Here is a 15,624-nt window from a genome sequence, read left to right on the forward strand (position 1 = left end):
GGGATTTATCCCAGCAAATCCAGGGCGTCGAGCATGCGCTGGGCGACTTCGCCCAGCCGCAGGCCCTTATCCATCGCTGCCTTGCGCAGCTTTTCGAAGGCGGCCTGTTCGGTCAGGCCCTGGCGCTGCATCAGCATGCCCTTGGCCCGGTCTATGACTTTTCGGTCATGCAGCTCTGTTTTGGCGTGTGCCAGTTCCTTGCGCAGGCCCTGCTCGTGCTCAAAGCGCGCCATGGCCACGTCCAGGATAGGCCGAATGCGGTCCGGGGAGAGGCCGGCCACTACATAGGCCGACACGCCGGCGGCGACGGCATCCTTCACGTGGCTGGTGTCGTTGTCGTTGGTGAACAGCACGATGGGCCGACGGGCGTCCCGCGTCGCCATCACCACATGCTCCAGCGAATCGCGGGCCTCGCTTTCGGCGTCCACGATGATCATGTCGGGTTGCAGTTGCGCCAGGCGCTCGTCCAGGAAGGTATCGGCCGGGAGCACCGCGACGATGTTGTAACCGTTTTCCAGCAATCCGATGCGCAGCTGGCGCGAGCGCTCGGCCAGCTCCCGCGCATGGTCGTCATCGGACACGGACTCCAGCAGGTCCGGGGCGATGATGACAAGGCGCAGGGATTGGGACGGCGTCATGCAGGATTTAGTGCAAGAAACGTGCCCCCACGGTCATTCACTGCGTGTAACTCCTTACCTCCCCGAGGGGTCTGCCCGCCCTCCGGCCCGGCAAAGCCGGTTCCAGGGCTCATGCTGGGTTGAGGAGGGGCTCAACCAGCGGGAGCCGCGGGACTGGCTTTGCCAGACCGCAGGCACCGCCCCCTTGAGGGGGCAGGCTACACGTAGTGAGCCTGAACGGGGGGCTTTACACTCGAAGGATGAGAGTCTTGGGAATCGAATCGAGTTGCGATGAAACCGGTGTGGCGCTGGTGGATGCCAGCGGCAGTGGCGTGCCGCGCCTGCTGTCGCACGCCTTGTTCAGCCAGATCGACATGCACCAGGCTTATGGTGGTGTGGTGCCTGAGCTGGCGAGCCGGGACCATATCCGGCGTGTCTTGCCTTTGACGCATCAGGTGATGGCCGAGGCGGGCAGCAGCCTGGCGCAAGTGGATGTGGTGGCGTATACACGCGGCCCTGGGCTTGCGGGTGCGCTGCTGGTGGGGGCGGGTGTTGCTTGCTCGCTGGCGGCGGCGCTGGGCAAGCCTGCGATGGGTGTGCATCACCTGGAAGGGCATTTGCTGTCGCCCTTTCTGAGCGCCGACCCGCCCGAGTTTCCTTTTGTGGCGCTGCTGGTGTCTGGCGGCCATACCCAGCTGATGCGGGTGGACCGGGTCGGCAGTTACGAATTGCTCGGTGAAACCATTGACGATGCGGCAGGTGAGGCTTTTGACAAGTCGGCCAAGCTGATGGGCTTGCCTTATCCCGGCGGGCCCCATCTGTCGAAGCTGGCTGAGCACGGCGACTGCGCGGCCTTCAAGTTGCCGCGACCCTTGCTGCACAGTGGTGACCTGGATTTTTCATTTGCCGGGCTCAAAACCGCAGTGCTGACTCAGGCCAAAAAATTGGGTGCGGAGCTGGACAGCCGCAAGGCCGACCTCGCGGCATCCACGCAGGCGGCGATCGTGGAGGTATTGGTGAAAAAATCACTGGCCGCCATGGCGCAAACCGGGCTCAAACGCCTGGTGGTGGCGGGCGGCGTGGGCGCCAATGCGCTGCTGCGAAGCCAGCTCAATGCCGTGTGCAAGCAACGCGGTATTCGTGTGCATTACCCGGAACTGCATTTGTGCACCGACAACGGCGCCATGATTGCGCTGGCGGCCGGCATGCGGCTGCAGGCGGGGCTTGAAACGCTTCAGCGCGACTACACGTTTGATGTGAAGCCGCGCTGGAGTTTGACCCCCACGGTCGCTCGCGCCGCGTAGTTCCCCGTCCCCCCGAGGGGGCCGCTGCGCCTGCGGCCCGGCAAAGCCGGTTCCACGGCCCCGGCTGGCAGGGACGGCTAACCGGCTTTGGTCGGTGGTTACTGGATGTCGAGGTGGGTGACGTTGCTGACAGGGACTTTTTTGCCCAGTGTCAGGGTCAACACGCCGTTTTCCAGTTTGGCGCTGCTGTTGGCGGTATCGATTTCCAGCGGGAAGCGCCATGCGGCCTTGATTTTGCGGGGTGCGTCTTCCTTGCTGGAGACACGAACCACGTCGCCTTCAATGCCGATATCCAGTTGTTCGCGGGCCAGGCCGGGAACGTCGAATTGCAGGGTATATGCCTTCTCGAGGTCTTCCACGTTGGCGGCCTTGGCGGCGCCGGTGTCAGACAACGAGGAGAAGGTGTCGTTGAGGAATTTTTCCAGGGCGCCGTTGCTCACGACGGGTGCGTAGTGGCGATGAAAGGCGCGGGCAGGGCGATGGGCGAGAGAGTAAAACATGGCTATTCCTTGATGGATGAACAAGGGGTGTTTTCCCCTTACACTGCGCGGCGCTCACCGTGATTGCCGCTTGCACCCCAGTTAGGTGTGCAAGCGGTTTATTCAAGCCAAATCAGGCAAAAGACCAGGGTCTATTTTTTTATGCAGAAACACTTGAAACGCTTCCTCATGGCCCTATGTCTTTGCGCCTCGGCGGCGGCGTTCGCGCAGACCGCAAGCCAGCCGCCTGTCCCGGCACCTGTTCGTATTGCGCTGATCGAAAGCCTGTCAGGCGCATTCGCCAATACCGGCGAAGCGGTGTTCCGCAACCTCGTCTGGGCCACTGAGCGCGTCAATGCGCGTGGCGGCGTGAAGCTGGCAGGCGGCCCGCGCAACCTGGTCGTTGAGCGCTACGACAGCAAGGGCCAGAACGAAGAGGCGCTGGCGGCCTTGCGTTCGGCCATTGACGACGGTGTGACCATCGTGGCGCAGGGCAATTCCTCGGCGATTGCGGCGGTGCTCATTGACGCCATCAACAAGCACAACGAGCGTGAGCCGAACAAGCGCGTGGTGTTCCTCAACTATTCGGCGGTCGACCCGATCCTGACGAATGAAAAGTGCAGCTACTGGCATTTCCGCTTTGATGCGCATGCAGACATGCGCATGGCCGCGCTCATGGATGTGCTCCGGGACGACAAGGCGCTCAAAAGCATTTACCTGATAGGCCAGGACTACAGTTTCGGGCAGGCCGTGCTGCGTGAGGCACGCAAGCAACTGGGCGCGCAGCGACCCGACGTGCAGATCGTGGGCGACGAGTTGCACTCGCTGGGCCGTGTCAAGGACTTCATTCCCTATGCCGCGAAGATCAAGGCCAGCGGAGCGCAGGCAGTGCTCACGGGCAACTGGGGCAACGACCTGACGCTGCTGATCAAGGCGGCAAGGGAAGTGGGTTACGAGGGCAAGTTCTATACCTTCTATGGCAACGCGCTGGGCGTGCCGGGTGCGCTGGGCGACGCCGGCGTGGGCAAGGTGATAGCGGTGGCCGACTGGTTCCCGAATGAGGCGGGCGCGCAGTCCGAAGCCTTCTACCTATCCTTTCGCCAGCGCTTTCCCAAGCCTCAGGACGACTATGTTCACATGCGCATGCAGCTCATGATTGAGGCGCTGGCCCAAAGCCTTGACAAAGCGGGCAGTGCTGACGCCGGGGCGGTGGCGGCGCAGCTGGAGCGTAGTTCGGTTACTTTCGTGGGCCACAAAGGCGCGATGCGCTCGGCCGACCACCAGTTCCAGCAACCGCTGCTGGTGGCATTGATGGGCAAGCAGGGTTCGCCGGGTGTGAAATTTGACGTGGAAGGTTCCGGCTACGGCTTTCGCGTCATCAAGACGATTTCGCCCGAAAAGGCCGAGCAGCCTAACAGCTGCAAGATGGTCCGGCCTTGAGTTCAAATTGGCTGATTGAATAATTGATTGAAGCCGGCACAGGCGGACGGACTATCCATGAGAAAAACTGTTTTAGATCTTGAAGAATCGATGATCCGCCAGGTGGCCAACGCGGGCATGGGGCGCGATGATGTGCTCAAGTTCTGGTTTGGCGAGAGCGATGAGGTCACGCCGGCCTTTATCCGCGAGGCGGCGGCTGCGTCGTTGCAGCAGGGCGAGACTTTTTATGCGCAAAACCTGGGCTTGCCAGAGCTGCGGGAGGCCATTGCCGCTTACGCGGCGGGCCTGCGCTGTGCGGGGGCCGCGCCGATCACGGCCGAACGCATTGCGGTGACCTCAGGCGGCGTCAATGCGCTGATGCTGGCGGTGCAGGCGCTGGTGGATGCCGGCGACGAAGTCGTGGCCGTGACGCCTGTCTGGCCCAACCTGACGGCCCAGCCGGCCATCATGGGCGCGCAGGTCAAATGCGTCAGCCTCAAGCCGGTGGCAGGCGAGTGGCGGCTTGATGTGGCCGAACTGCTGGCCGCCATTACGCCGAAAACCAAACTACTCATCGTCAACGCGCCCAACAATCCCACCGGCTGGACGCTGTCGCGCGCCGAGCAAGAGGTCATCCTGGCGCATTGCCGCAAGACGGGCACCTGGATTCTGGCGGACGAGGTGTACGAGCGCCTGTATTACGAGCCCACCCCTAATGGTTGCGCCCCCAGTTTTCTGGATATCGCCGCGCCCGAAGACCGCCTCGTGGTGGTTCACAGCTTTTCCAAGAGCTTTTTGATGACCGGGTGGCGCCTGGGCTGGCTGGTGATGCCGGCTGCCATGACGCCGCACATGGGCAAGCTGGTGGAGTTCAACACCTCCTGCGCGCCGGTGTTCGTGCAGCGGGCCGGGCTGGTGGCCATCGAACGCACGGCCGATATCACGCCCCGGGTGGTTGCCCATCTGAAAACCTGCCGCGACACTTTGGTGCCGCTGCTGCAGGCCGTGCCGGGCGTGCAGTTGGCACCGGCCAAAGGCGGCATGTACGCCTTTTTCCGCCTGGAAGACCAGGCGCGCTTCGGGGACTCTCTGGAGACCGCCAAACGTCTGGTGGTGGAGGGGGGCTTGGGCCTGGCGCCCGGCAATGCATTCATGGTCAATCCCGGGCCCGAGGCTCAGGGCTGGCTGCGCTGGTGTTTCGCCAGCCAGGATGTCGCTCGGCTGGGGCGGGGGGTGGAACGCCTCAGGCGCTGGCTTGGGGAATGATCTCAGGCTATAATCCAAGGCTCTGCGCAAATTGAGGCTCTTTTTGAGCCTTTTTCATGCCGGAACACGACGAAAGCGGTTTATTCACTCCCATGTCGGGAACGCTGCTTCGCTCGCAAGCGCACCTCGGTGCAAGAAAGAGAAAACATGATTGCAAAATCAATCAAGGCCGAAATCGTTCAGGCCAACGCACGCGCCGCCGGCGACACCGGCAGCCCTGAAGTTCAAGTGGCGCTGCTGACCGGCCGCATCAACGAACTGACCCCCCATTTCAAGGCCAACGCCAAGGATCACCACGGTCGCCGCGGTCTGCTGCGCATGGTGAGCCGCCGCCGCAAGCTGCTGGACTACCTGAAGTCCAAAGATGCCGAACGTTACACCGCGCTGATCGCCAAGCTTGGCCTGCGCAAGTAATCGGTAGCAACGATTTGAAAGCGCCTGAGTTAGTTCACTAGCTCAGGCGCTTTTTACTTCGGAGCAAGGCAAAACGAGCACGCGCTGTGTCATTCCACAAGAAAAGCCCTGGTCAGGCCCCTGATTCCAGGCATTTTGTGGAATGGCATCGTGTTCAGCCAGCCGCCGCTCCGGGCCTCCCGCACTGCCTCAAGTGCGTGAATTTAGTGGAGATAAGAACATGAGCATTTTCAACAAAGTCACCAAGTCTTTCCAATGGGGTCAGCACAAAGTCACGATGGAAACCGGCGAAATCGCACGCCAGTCCAGCGGCGCCGTCGTCGTTGACATGGACGGCACCGTGGTACTGGCCACCGTGGTCGCCAAGACCGATGCCAAGCCCGGCCAGGATTTCTTCCCCCTGACAGTCGACTACCTCGAGAAAACCTACGCCGCTGGCCGCATTCCCGGCAGCTTCTTCAAGCGCGAAGGCCGTCCCAGCGAATTCGAAACGCTGACTTCGCGCCTGATCGACCGCCCGATCCGCCCCTTGTTCCCTGAAGGCTTCTTCAACGAAGTTCAGGTCGTGATCCATGTGCTGTCGCTGAATCCTGAGGTCGAAGGCGACATCCCTGCGCTGATCGCCTCGAGCGCTGCGTTGTCGATCTCCGGCATCCCGTTCAATGGCCCCATCGGCGCCGCTCGCGTGGCCTACATCGACGGCCAGTACGTGCTGAACCCCGGCAAGACCCAGCTCAAGGATTCGAAGATGGACCTCGTCGTGGCCGGCACCGAAGCCGCCGTGCTGATGGTCGAGTCCGAAGCCCAGCAACTGTCCGAAGAGATCATGCTCGGCGCCGTGGTGTTCGGCCATGAGCAGGGCAACATCGCCATCAACGCGATCCATGAACTCGTACGCGACGCCGGCAAGCCGGTCTGGGATTGGAAAGCACCCGCCAAGAACGAGCCGCTGATCGCCAAGGTCAACGAACTCGCCGGTGCCAAGCTGCAAGCCGCTTACCAGATCCGCGCCAAGCAAGCCCGTACGCAAGCCTGCCGCGTGGTGACCTCCGACGTTATGGCCGCGCTCAAGGCCGACGGCGTGGAATTCGACGGCGTGGCCGTTGAAGGCATGCTGTTCGACATCGAAGCCAAGATCGTGCGTAGCCAGATCCTGGCCGGCGAACCCCGCATCGACGGCCGCGACACGCGCACCGTTCGTGCGATTGAAATCCGCAACAGCGTGCTGCCCCGCACCCACGGCTCGGCCCTGTTCACGCGCGGCGAAACCCAGGCGCTGGTCGTGACCACGCTGGGCACTGAGCGCGATGCGCAGCGTATCGACGCGTTGTCGGGCGACTACGAAGACCGCTTCATGCTGCATTACAACATGCCTCCGTTCGCCACCGGTGAAACCGGCCGTGTCGGCTCGCCAAAGCGCCGCGAAATCGGTCACGGCCGTCTGGCCAAGCGCGCGCTGATCGCCGTGCTGCCGTCGAAGGAAGAGTTTCCGTACACCATGCGCGTGGTGTCTGAGATCACCGAGTCCAACGGCTCTTCGTCCATGGCTTCGGTCTGCGGCGGCTGCCTGTCGCTGATGGATGCCGGTGTGCCGATGAAAGCCCACGTGGCCGGTATCGCCATGGGCCTGATCAAGGAAGACAACCGTTTTGCCGTGCTGACCGACATCCTGGGTGATGAAGATCACCTGGGCGACATGGATTTCAAGGTTGCGGGTACCACCTTCGGTATCACCGCGCTGCAGATGGACATCAAGATCCAGGGCATCACCAAGGAAATCATGCAGGTCGCGCTGGCCCAGGCCAAGGAAGCCCGCATGCACATCCTGGGCAAGATGCAGGAAGCCATGGGCGAAGCCAAGGCTGAAGTGTCCGACTTCGCGCCGCGTCTCTACGTCATGAAGATCAACCCAGAGAAGATCCGCGACGTGATCGGCAAGGGCGGCGCCGTCATCCGCGCGCTGACCGAAGAAACCGGCACGCAGATCAACATCGAGGAAGACGGCACTATCACCATCGCGTCGAATGACAGCGCCAAGGCCGACGAGGCCAAGCGCCGCATCGCCGAGATCACCGCTGAGGTCGAAATCGGCAAGGTGTACGAAGGCCCGGTCACCAAGATCCTGGACTTCGGCGCCCTGATCAACCTGCTGCCCGGCAAGGACGGCCTGCTGCACATCAGCCAGATCGCCCACGAGCGCGTCGAGAAGGTCACCGACTACCTGAGCGAAGGCCAGATCGTCAAGGTCAAGGTTCTGGAGACCGACGAGAAGGGCCGTGTCAAGCTGTCGATGAAGGCTTTGCTCGACCGTCCGGCCCAGGACCAAGACCGGGGCTGATCAATACTGCTATTGATTTTGTAGCTGCTTGCGCTCTTGTACAGAGGGCTGGCGACTCAAATGACCTTGATACGCCATGAAAGTTGTTGAAATTACCTCCTACGGCAAGCCTGAGGTGTTGCGCCTGGCTGATCGCCCGGCGCCCATCGAAGGTTCTGGCGAGGTAGTGATTCGCGTGAGCGCCAGTGGCGTCAACCGCCCTGATGTTCTTCAGCGCATGGGTCACTACCCGGTACCGCCCGGGGCGTCCGACATTCCCGGGCTTGAAGTCGCGGGTGTGATCGTGTCCGGCGATGCCGTGGCCATGGCCGTAGCCGGCCTCAAAATCGGTGACCGTGTCTGCGCGTTGGTCGCGGGTGGTGGCTATGCCGAGTTGTGTGTTGCTCCGATTGGGCAGTGCCTGCCGGTGCCTTCAGGGCTGAGCGACATCGAGGCGGCATCTTTGCCCGAGACTTTTTTCACCGTCTGGAGCAATGTGTTTGAGCGCGCTTACCTGCAGCCGGGTGAAACCTTGCTGATCCAGGGCGGCTCCAGCGGTATCGGCGTTACGGCCATCCAGATTGCCAAGGCCTTGGGGGCCACGGTGCTGGTAACGGCCGGCAGCGACGAAAAATGCGCTGCCTGTGTGGCTTTGGGCGCGGACCATGCCATCAACTACAAGACCAGTGACTTTGCCGAAGAGGCAAAAAAGCTGACCAACGGGAAGGGCGTCGACGTCATTCTTGATATGGTTGCCGGTGGTTATGTTGCGCGAGAAGTTGACTGCATGGCCGAGGACGGCCGTCTGGTCATCATTGCGATACAGGGCGGGGTCAAGTCCGAGATCAATGCGGGATTGGTGTTGCGCAAGCGCTTGACCGTCACCGGTTCAACCTTGCGTGCGCGATCTGTCGAGTTCAAAAGCGCCATTGCGAATGCATTGAGGAATAAGGTGTGGCCACTGCTTGCGAGCGGTGCTGTCAAGCCGGTGATTCACAGCACGTTTGCGGCGGCTGATGCGGCCAAGGCGCATGCATTGATGGAGTCCAACCAGCATGTCGGCAAAATCGTCTTAACCTGGTCACCGACACCATGAAGAAGCTTATTGCTGGTAACTGGAAGATGAACGGCGGCCTGGAGGCCAACGCAGCCTTGCTGGATGCCCTGGCGAGTGGGCTGGCCAATCCTCCGGCATGTGAGGTGGCGGTTTGTGTTCCTGCGCCTTACCTGGCACAGATTCAGCTATTGCGGGCTGCTAAACCCGGCCTGTCTGCCATTGAACTGGGCGCACAGGATGTGTCCGTTCATGCCAGTGGCGCCTATACGGGTGAAGTCAGTGCCGCCATGCTCAAGGAGTTTGGTTGCCGTTTCGCTATCGTTGGTCACTCGGAGCGGCGCCAGCATCACGGCGAGACTGATGCGACGGTCGCCGACAAGGCAAAATCTGCACTGGCCTGCGGTGTTACCCCCATCGTTTGTGTTGGCGAAACGCTGGCCGAGCGTGAGGCAGGCCATACCGAAGAAGTCGTGAAGCGGCAGCTCGCGGCGGTGATCCACACCAATGGCCACTGCATCAGCGAAATCGTGGTGGCCTACGAACCGGTATGGGCGATTGGTACCGGCAAGACAGCGACTCCGCAAGAGGCGCAGGCTGTGCACCTGGTGCTGCGCAACCAATTGAAGGCGGCTACAGATCAGTTTGCCCGCGTGAAAATTCTGTATGGCGGCAGCATGAACGCGGCCAACGCGGCAACGCTGCTGGCCCAGCCCGATATCGACGGTGGCCTGATTGGCGGTGCGTCGCTCAAAGCCCCCGATTTTTTGACAATTATTGCTGCAGCCCGCAACTGACAGGCGCAGAACGCTATTAATTTAGGAGTAGATATGAACGTTGTATTAACCATTGTCCTCGCTGTGCAGATGCTTTCGGCGCTCGGCATGATTGGCCTGATCCTGGTGCAACACGGCAAGGGCGCAGACATGGGCGCGGCGTTTGGCAGTGGCGGTTCGGGCAGCCTTTTTGGCGCCAGCGGCAGTGCTAATTTCCTGTCACGCACTACCGGCGTTCTCGCCGCGTTGTTTTTTGCCTGCACCTTGCTGCTTGCTTACTTTGGCAATGCTCCTGCGCGCACAAGCTCCAGCGTCCTGGAGGGGGCCGCCGTGAGCGCTCCGGCGCCGGCTGCTGCAGCTTCCGGTGCGGCCCAGATTCCGGGAACCTCTGCGCCTGCAAGTACTGGCACGGCAGTTCCTGTCCCGCCTGCGCCTGCCGCGTCCGGTGCTGCGCAAATCCCGACGAAATAACGAGATTTTGCTGTTGCCCGCAGTCGGGAGCAGCAATATTTCGGGGTAAACTCTAAGACTGTCTGGAAAGCCAAAAACCGCAAGGTTCCTCATGCCATCCAGGCAGTTAAATACCGCGGACGTGGTGAAATTGGTAGACACGCTATCTTGAGGGGGTAGTGCCGAAAGGTGTGCGAGTTCGAGTCTCGCCGTCCGCACCAGATTGACATGCATCGGCAGCAGTGCTCCGGCAATGTTGTCGGCTCAAACGGCAAGCTGAAGCAAACCGCGCAAGTGGCTTTTCAGAAGTTGAATCCACGATGAACCTCGATCAATACCTTCCTGTTCTTTTGTTTATTCTGGTTGGTGTGGGTGTCGGTGTGGTGCCTCAGGTCCTGGGGCGTTTGTTGGGCCCCGTGCGTCCCGACAGCGAAAAAAATTCCCCTTACGAATGCGGCTTCGAGGCTTTCGAAGATGCCCGCATGAAATTCGATGTGCGCTACTACCTGGTCGCCATCCTCTTCATCCTTTTTGACCTCGAAATCGCGTTTCTTTTTCCCTGGGCCGTGGCGCTCAGGGAAATCGGCCCTGTCGGTTTCTGGTCCGTCATGATTTTCCTGGGCATTCTGGTCGTGGGCTTTGTTTACGAGTGGAAAAAGGGTGCGCTGGACTGGGAATAAGAAGCTAAGAATCCCGAGGGTTCTCTAGGCGGGTCACGCCACAAAGGTACGGGTATGTCACTTGAAGGTGTTTTCAACGAAGGCTTCATGACCACGAGTTACGACTCGGTGGTGAATTGGGCCAAGACGGGTTCGCTTTGGCCCATGACGTTCGGCCTGGCCTGCTGCGCCGTCGAAATGATGCATGCGGGCGCGGCGCGTTACGACCTGGATCGCTTCGGCATGTTGTTCCGTCCCAGCCCGCGCCAGTCCGACCTGATGATTGTGGCCGGCACGCTGTGCAACAAGATGGGCCCGGCCTTGCGCAAGGTGTACGACCAGATGTCGGAGCCGCGCTGGGTGTTGTCCATGGGCTCGTGCGCCAACGGCGGCGGCTATTACCACTACAGCTATTCCGTGGTTCGCGGCTGCGACCGCATCGTGCCGGTGGACGTCTACGTGCCCGGCTGCCCGCCCACGGCCGAAGCGCTGATGTACGGCATCATCCAGCTACAGCAGAAAATTCGTCGCACCAACACGATTGCGAGGGCATAAAGCATGTCCTCTTCTCCTGTGTCCATGGAACAACTCGCCGAAACGATTCATGCGGTGCTCGGCGACAAGGTCAAAAGCCTGAAGACCGCTCTGGGTGAAATCACCCTCACGGTCGCCGCCGCCGATTACCTCGCGGCCGCAACCCTGCTGCGCGATGCGCCAGGTTGCCGCTTCGAGCAGCTCATCGATCTGTGTGGTGTCGACTATTCCGAATACAAGGACGGTCAGTACGACGGCCTGCGCTACTGCGTGGCGTCGCATCTGCTGTCCGTCAGCCTCAACCAGCGCGTTCGCCTCAAGGTGTTCTGCCCCGACGACGATTTCCCCGTGGTGGATTCGCTCAATGGCATCTGGAACTCGGCCAACTGGTTCGAGCGCGAAGCCTTCGATCTCTACGGCATCATCTTTGAAGGCCACAATGACCTGCGTCGAATCCTGACCGATTACGGTTTCATCGGCCATCCTTTCCGCAAGGATTTCCCGACCTCGGGCCATGTGGAGATGCGCTACGACCCTGAGCAAAAGCGCGTGATTTACCAGCCGGTCACCATTGAGCCGCGTGAGATCACTCCGCGTGTGATCCGTGAAGACAACTACGGCGGCCTGCAGTAAGCAGCGTCGACAGAAGATACCCCATGGCTGAAATCAAAAATTACACGCTCAACTTTGGGCCACAGCATCCCGCAGCGCACGGTGTGTTGCGCTTGGTGCTCGAGCTCGACGGCGAAGTGATCCAGCGCGCCGACCCACACATTGGCCTGCTACACCGTGCCACTGAAAAGCTCGCCGAAAGCAAGACTTACATCCAGTCGCTGCCCTACATGGACAGGCTGGACTACGTCTCGATGATGTCCAACGAGCACGCCTACTGTCTGGCCATCGAGAAGCTGCTCGGCGTCGACGTGCCGGTGCGCGCGCAGTACATCCGCGTGATGTACGCCGAAATCACGCGCCTGCTCAACCACCTGCTATGGCTGGGTGCGCACGGTTTCGACTGCGGCGCGATGAACATCCTGATTTACTGCTTCCGCGAGCGCGAGGCGTTGTTCGACATGTACGAAGCCGTGTCCGGCGCGCGCATGCATGCGGCCTACTTCCGCCCGGGCGGCGTCTACCGCGACCTGCCCGACAGCATGCCGCAGTACCGCGTCAGCAAGGTCAAGAACGCCAAGGCCATCGCAGCGCTCAATGAGAACCGCCAGGGTTCGTTGCTCGACTTCATCGAGGACTTCAGCAACAAATTCCCGGCTTATGTCGATGAGTACGAAACCCTGCTGACCGACAACCGCATCTGGAAGCAGCGCACCGTGGGTGTCGGCGTTGTGTCGCCTGAGCGAGCCCTCAACCTCGGCTTTACCGGCCCCATGCTCCGCGGTTCGGGTTTCGCCTGGGACCTGCGCAAGCAACAGCCCTACGACGTCTATGACAAGATGGACTTCGACATCCCGGTCGGCAAAACCGGCGACTGCTATGACCGTTACCTGGTCCGCATCGAAGAGATGCGCCAGTCCAACCGCATCATCAAGCAGTGCATTGACTGGTTGCGCGTCAACCCCGGCCCCGTGATCACCAGCAACCACAAGGTTGCCGCACCCGACCGCGAATCCATGAAGTCCAACATGGAAGAGCTGATTCACCACTTCAAGCTCTTCACCGAAGGTTTTCACGTGCCCGAAGGTGAAGCCTATGCGGCGGTCGAGCACCCCAAGGGCGAGTTCGGCATCTACATCGTCAGCGACGGTGCCAACAAGCCCTATCGCTTGAAGATCCGCCCGCCGGGTTTTCCGCATCTCGCGGCTATGGACGAAATGTCGCGCGGCCACATGATCGCCGATGCCGTTGCTGTGATCGGCACCATGGATATTGTGTTTGGAGAGATTGACCGATGAATCGGTTATCCCGTTCGCTGCTGCTCTGTTTTTTTCTGCTCGGACTGCAGGCGGCACACGCGCAAACAGTTTCCGCGGCGGAGATGGAGAAGCGTCGCGTGCTTGCCGTTCGCCTGATGGCCCAGACCGGATTCGACAAGATGTATGACACCATGGCCGACCAGATGATCCCATTGTTTGAGCCCATGTTGACCCAAATGCTGAAATCAACCAATGCGCCCGAACCGCTAAAAAAAGAATTTATCTCGAAATTCTCGGCGAATTTTCTTCGTGAATTCAAGTCCACCGAAACAAAACAGCTCTATACCGATGTGGTAACGGGTATTTTGGCAAAAGACTACTCCATAGAAGAAATGGAGGCGTTATCCGCTTTTTATGCCACTCCGTTAGCCCAGAAAATGCTCGCTCGTCAACCGCAACAGATGCAAGGTATCTTGCTTCAGGGTCGTGCGATTGGCGAGGCATCTGGGCGCAGGGCCGCGGCACAAACGCTGGAACAAATGGGCATAGGCAAACGCTAGTTGCGGATCGAAGATCATATGATTTCTGAACAAACCAGAGCGCGCTTCGACCGCGAAGTCGCCAAATACCCCGCGGACCAGAAACAGTCGGCCGTCATGGCTTGCCTGACCATCCTGCAGGAAGAGCACGGCTACGTCAGCGCCGAAAGCGAGAAGGTCGTGGCCGAATACCTCGGCATGGCGCCGATTGCCGTGCACGAAGTCACCACCTTCTACAACATGTACAACCAGCGCCCCGTTGGCAAGTACAAACTCAACGTCTGCACCAACCTGCCTTGCCAGCTGCGCGACGGCGCCAAGGCGCTCAAGCACCTGGAGCACAAGCTGGGCATCGTCATGGGCGAGACCAGCGCCGACGGTCTTTTCACGCTGCAGCAGTCTGAATGCCTGGGCGCCTGCGCGGATTCGCCGGTGATGCTCGTCAACGATCTCACCATGTGCAGCTTCATGAGCAACGAGAAGCTGGACCAGCTCATCGAAGGCCTTCAATCCGCCGAGGCAAAGCAACCATGACGCTCGCACCCCTGACACCCAACAGCGCGGCCGCGCAGAGCGTGCTGTCGCAGTTCTCGGCTACTGGCGTGCAGACCTGCTTCCACGGCCGGCACATCAATCCGCAAATCCTGGCTGACCTCGACGGCAGCAACTGGCGGCTCAAGGACTACGAAGCGCGCGGCGGCTACCAGGCGCTGCGCAAAATCCTCAAGCAGGATGGCGGCGAGGGCATGACGCCCGACCAGGTCATCGCTGAAGTCAAGGCCGGCAGCTTGCGCGGCCGCGGCGGCGCGGGTTTCCCGACCGGGCTCAAGTGGAGCTTCATGCCGCGTCAGTTCCCGGGCCAGAAATACCTGGTCTGCAATTCGGACGAAGGCGAGCCGGGTACCTGCAAAGACCGCGACATCATGCAGTACAACCCGCACAGCGTGATCGAGGGCATGGCGATCGCCGCCTACGCCATGGGCATCAGCGTGGGTTACAACTACATCCACGGCGAAATCTTCGCGACCTACCAGCGCTTTGAAGAAGCGCTGGAAGAAGCACGCGCTGCCGGCCTGCTGGGCGACAACATTTTCGGCAGCGGTTACAGCTTCCAGCTCCATGCCTCGCATGGTTTCGGCGCCTACATCTGCGGCGAAGAAACCGCGCTGCTCGAGTCGCTCGAGGGCAAAAAAGGCCAGCCGCGCTTCAAGCCGCCGTTCCCGGCCAGCTTCGGCCTCTACGGCAAGCCCACCACCATCAACAACACCGAGACCTTCGCGGCCGTGCCCTGGATCATCCGCAACGGCGGCCAGGCCTACCTCGAATGCGGCAAGCCCAACAACGGCGGCACCAAGATTTATTCGGTGTCCGGCGACGTCGAGCTGCCCGGCAACTATGAAGTGCCCATGGGCACGCCGTTCTCCAGGCTGCTGGAACTCGCAGGCGGCGTGCGCAAGGGCCGTACGCTCAAGGCCGTGATTCCCGGCGGGTCTTCGGCGCCCGTGCTGCCGGCTTCCATCATGATGGACTGCACCATGGACTACGACTCCATCGCCAAGGCCGGCTCCATGCTGGGTTCGGGCGCGGTGATCGTCATGGACGACAGCCGTTGCATGGTCGAGTCGCTCAAGCGCCTGTCCTACTTCTACATGCATGAGTCCTGCGGGCAATGCACGCCTTGCCGCGAAGGTACGGGCTGGCTCTGGCGCGTCGTGGACCGTATCCACAACGGCCACGGAAAGCAGACCGACATGGACCTGCTCAACTCGGTGGCCGACAACATCCAGGGCCGCACCATCTGCGCGCTCGGCGATGCCGCGGCCATGCCGGTGCGCGCCATGATCAAACACTTCCGCCATGAGTTTGAAGCCATGATCAAGCCACAAGTCTCCCACACTCCGGTTTCGGCTACCGCGCAAGCCTGA

17 protein-coding genes and 1 tRNA gene are annotated in these 15,624 nt (G+C 60.9%); 16 read left to right on the forward strand and 2 right to left on the reverse strand.

From position 1 onward, the window contains the following. Positions 1 to 5: 5 nt before the first annotated feature. The gene (locus AC1DWQ_RS22240) at positions 6 to 638 is read right to left on the reverse strand and encodes an ANTAR domain-containing response regulator (protein ID WP_477671583.1); all 633 of its coding nucleotides are present in this window, start codon (positions 636 to 638) and stop codon (positions 6 to 8) included. Between the two features lie 239 nt (positions 639 to 877). On the opposite strand from AC1DWQ_RS22240, the gene tsaD reads away from it, so the two are divergent. Continuing rightward, complete coding sequence (gene tsaD, locus AC1DWQ_RS22245) at positions 878 to 1,921, forward strand: tRNA (adenosine(37)-N6)-threonylcarbamoyltransferase complex transferase subunit TsaD (RefSeq protein ID WP_477671584.1); 1,044 nt, start codon at positions 878 to 880, stop codon at positions 1,919 to 1,921. 98 nt (positions 1,922 to 2,019) lie between these two features. Here tsaD and AC1DWQ_RS22250 read toward each other — a convergent pair whose 3' ends face one another. After that, entirely contained in the window at positions 2,020 to 2,421 is a 402-nt protein-coding gene (locus AC1DWQ_RS22250) for an Hsp20/alpha crystallin family protein (RefSeq protein WP_477671585.1), read from the reverse strand. Between the two features lie 141 nt (positions 2,422 to 2,562). Between AC1DWQ_RS22250 and AC1DWQ_RS22255 the strand changes: the two genes are divergently transcribed. The 15 genes from AC1DWQ_RS22255 to nuoF all read left to right on the forward strand — a co-directional run bounded on the left by AC1DWQ_RS22255 (position 2,563) and on the right by nuoF (position 15,624). Further along, positions 2,563 to 3,840 (forward strand): branched-chain amino acid ABC transporter substrate-binding protein, encoded by a 1,278-nt coding sequence (locus AC1DWQ_RS22255; RefSeq protein ID WP_477671586.1) that lies wholly within the window; start codon positions 2,563 to 2,565, stop codon positions 3,838 to 3,840. A 57-nt stretch (positions 3,841 to 3,897) separates the two neighbouring features. Next, positions 3,898 to 5,085, forward strand: a complete 1,188-nt coding sequence (locus AC1DWQ_RS22260) for a pyridoxal phosphate-dependent aminotransferase (RefSeq protein WP_477671587.1) — start codon at positions 3,898 to 3,900, stop codon at positions 5,083 to 5,085. 147 nt (positions 5,086 to 5,232) lie between these two features. Next, entirely contained in the window at positions 5,233 to 5,499 is a 267-nt protein-coding gene (gene rpsO / locus AC1DWQ_RS22265; RefSeq protein WP_348046953.1) for a 30S ribosomal protein S15, read from the forward strand. Positions 5,500 to 5,719: 220 nt separating this feature from the next. After that, entirely contained in the window at positions 5,720 to 7,837 is a 2,118-nt protein-coding gene (gene pnp / locus AC1DWQ_RS22270) for a polyribonucleotide nucleotidyltransferase (protein WP_477648118.1), read from the forward strand. 76 nt (positions 7,838 to 7,913) lie between these two features. Next, complete coding sequence (locus tag AC1DWQ_RS22275; protein ID WP_477671588.1) at positions 7,914 to 8,912, forward strand: NAD(P)H-quinone oxidoreductase; 999 nt, start codon at positions 7,914 to 7,916, stop codon at positions 8,910 to 8,912. Continuing rightward, complete coding sequence (gene tpiA, locus AC1DWQ_RS22280) at positions 8,909 to 9,667, forward strand: triose-phosphate isomerase (protein WP_477671589.1); 759 nt, start codon at positions 8,909 to 8,911, stop codon at positions 9,665 to 9,667. Before AC1DWQ_RS22275 ends, tpiA begins: the two co-directional genes overlap by 4 nt. A 33-nt stretch (positions 9,668 to 9,700) precedes the next feature. Then, entirely contained in the window at positions 9,701 to 10,117 is a 417-nt protein-coding gene (secG, locus tag AC1DWQ_RS22285; protein WP_477671590.1) for a preprotein translocase subunit SecG, read from the forward strand. A gap of 115 nt (positions 10,118 to 10,232) precedes the next feature. Then, positions 10,233 to 10,317 (forward strand) — tRNA-Leu (locus tag AC1DWQ_RS22290). A 99-nt stretch (positions 10,318 to 10,416) separates the two neighbouring features. Further along, positions 10,417 to 10,776 (forward strand): NADH-quinone oxidoreductase subunit A, encoded by a 360-nt coding sequence (locus AC1DWQ_RS22295; RefSeq protein ID WP_477671591.1) that lies wholly within the window; start codon positions 10,417 to 10,419, stop codon positions 10,774 to 10,776. Between the two features lie 54 nt (positions 10,777 to 10,830). Beyond that, the gene (locus AC1DWQ_RS22300; RefSeq protein ID WP_007864469.1) at positions 10,831 to 11,310 is read left to right on the forward strand and encodes a NuoB/complex I 20 kDa subunit family protein; all 480 of its coding nucleotides are present in this window, start codon (positions 10,831 to 10,833) and stop codon (positions 11,308 to 11,310) included. A gap of 3 nt (positions 11,311 to 11,313) precedes the next feature. Then, positions 11,314 to 11,922 (forward strand): NADH-quinone oxidoreductase subunit C, encoded by a 609-nt coding sequence (locus AC1DWQ_RS22305; protein ID WP_477671592.1) that lies wholly within the window; start codon positions 11,314 to 11,316, stop codon positions 11,920 to 11,922. Positions 11,923 to 11,945: 23 nt separating this feature from the next. Then, positions 11,946 to 13,199, forward strand: coding sequence for an NADH-quinone oxidoreductase subunit D (locus tag AC1DWQ_RS22310; protein WP_477671593.1), 1,254 nt, complete (start codon positions 11,946 to 11,948; stop codon positions 13,197 to 13,199). Beyond that, positions 13,196 to 13,720 carry a DUF2059 domain-containing protein gene (locus AC1DWQ_RS22315; protein WP_477671594.1) on the forward strand — a complete coding sequence of 175 codons (525 nt, stop codon included), beginning with the start codon at positions 13,196 to 13,198 and terminating at the stop codon, positions 13,718 to 13,720. Before AC1DWQ_RS22310 ends, AC1DWQ_RS22315 begins: the two co-directional genes overlap by 4 nt. 18 nt (positions 13,721 to 13,738) lie before the next feature. After that, on the forward strand, positions 13,739 to 14,233 hold the full coding sequence (gene nuoE, locus AC1DWQ_RS22320) for an NADH-quinone oxidoreductase subunit NuoE (protein ID WP_477671595.1): 495 nt from the start codon (positions 13,739 to 13,741) through the stop codon (positions 14,231 to 14,233). Next, positions 14,230 to 15,624, forward strand: coding sequence for an NADH-quinone oxidoreductase subunit NuoF (gene nuoF / locus AC1DWQ_RS22325; RefSeq protein WP_477671596.1), 1,395 nt, complete (start codon positions 14,230 to 14,232; stop codon positions 15,622 to 15,624). The genes nuoE and nuoF overlap by 4 nt, the downstream gene beginning before the upstream one ends.

The organism is Polaromonas sp. P2_G11 (assembly GCF_056403595.1).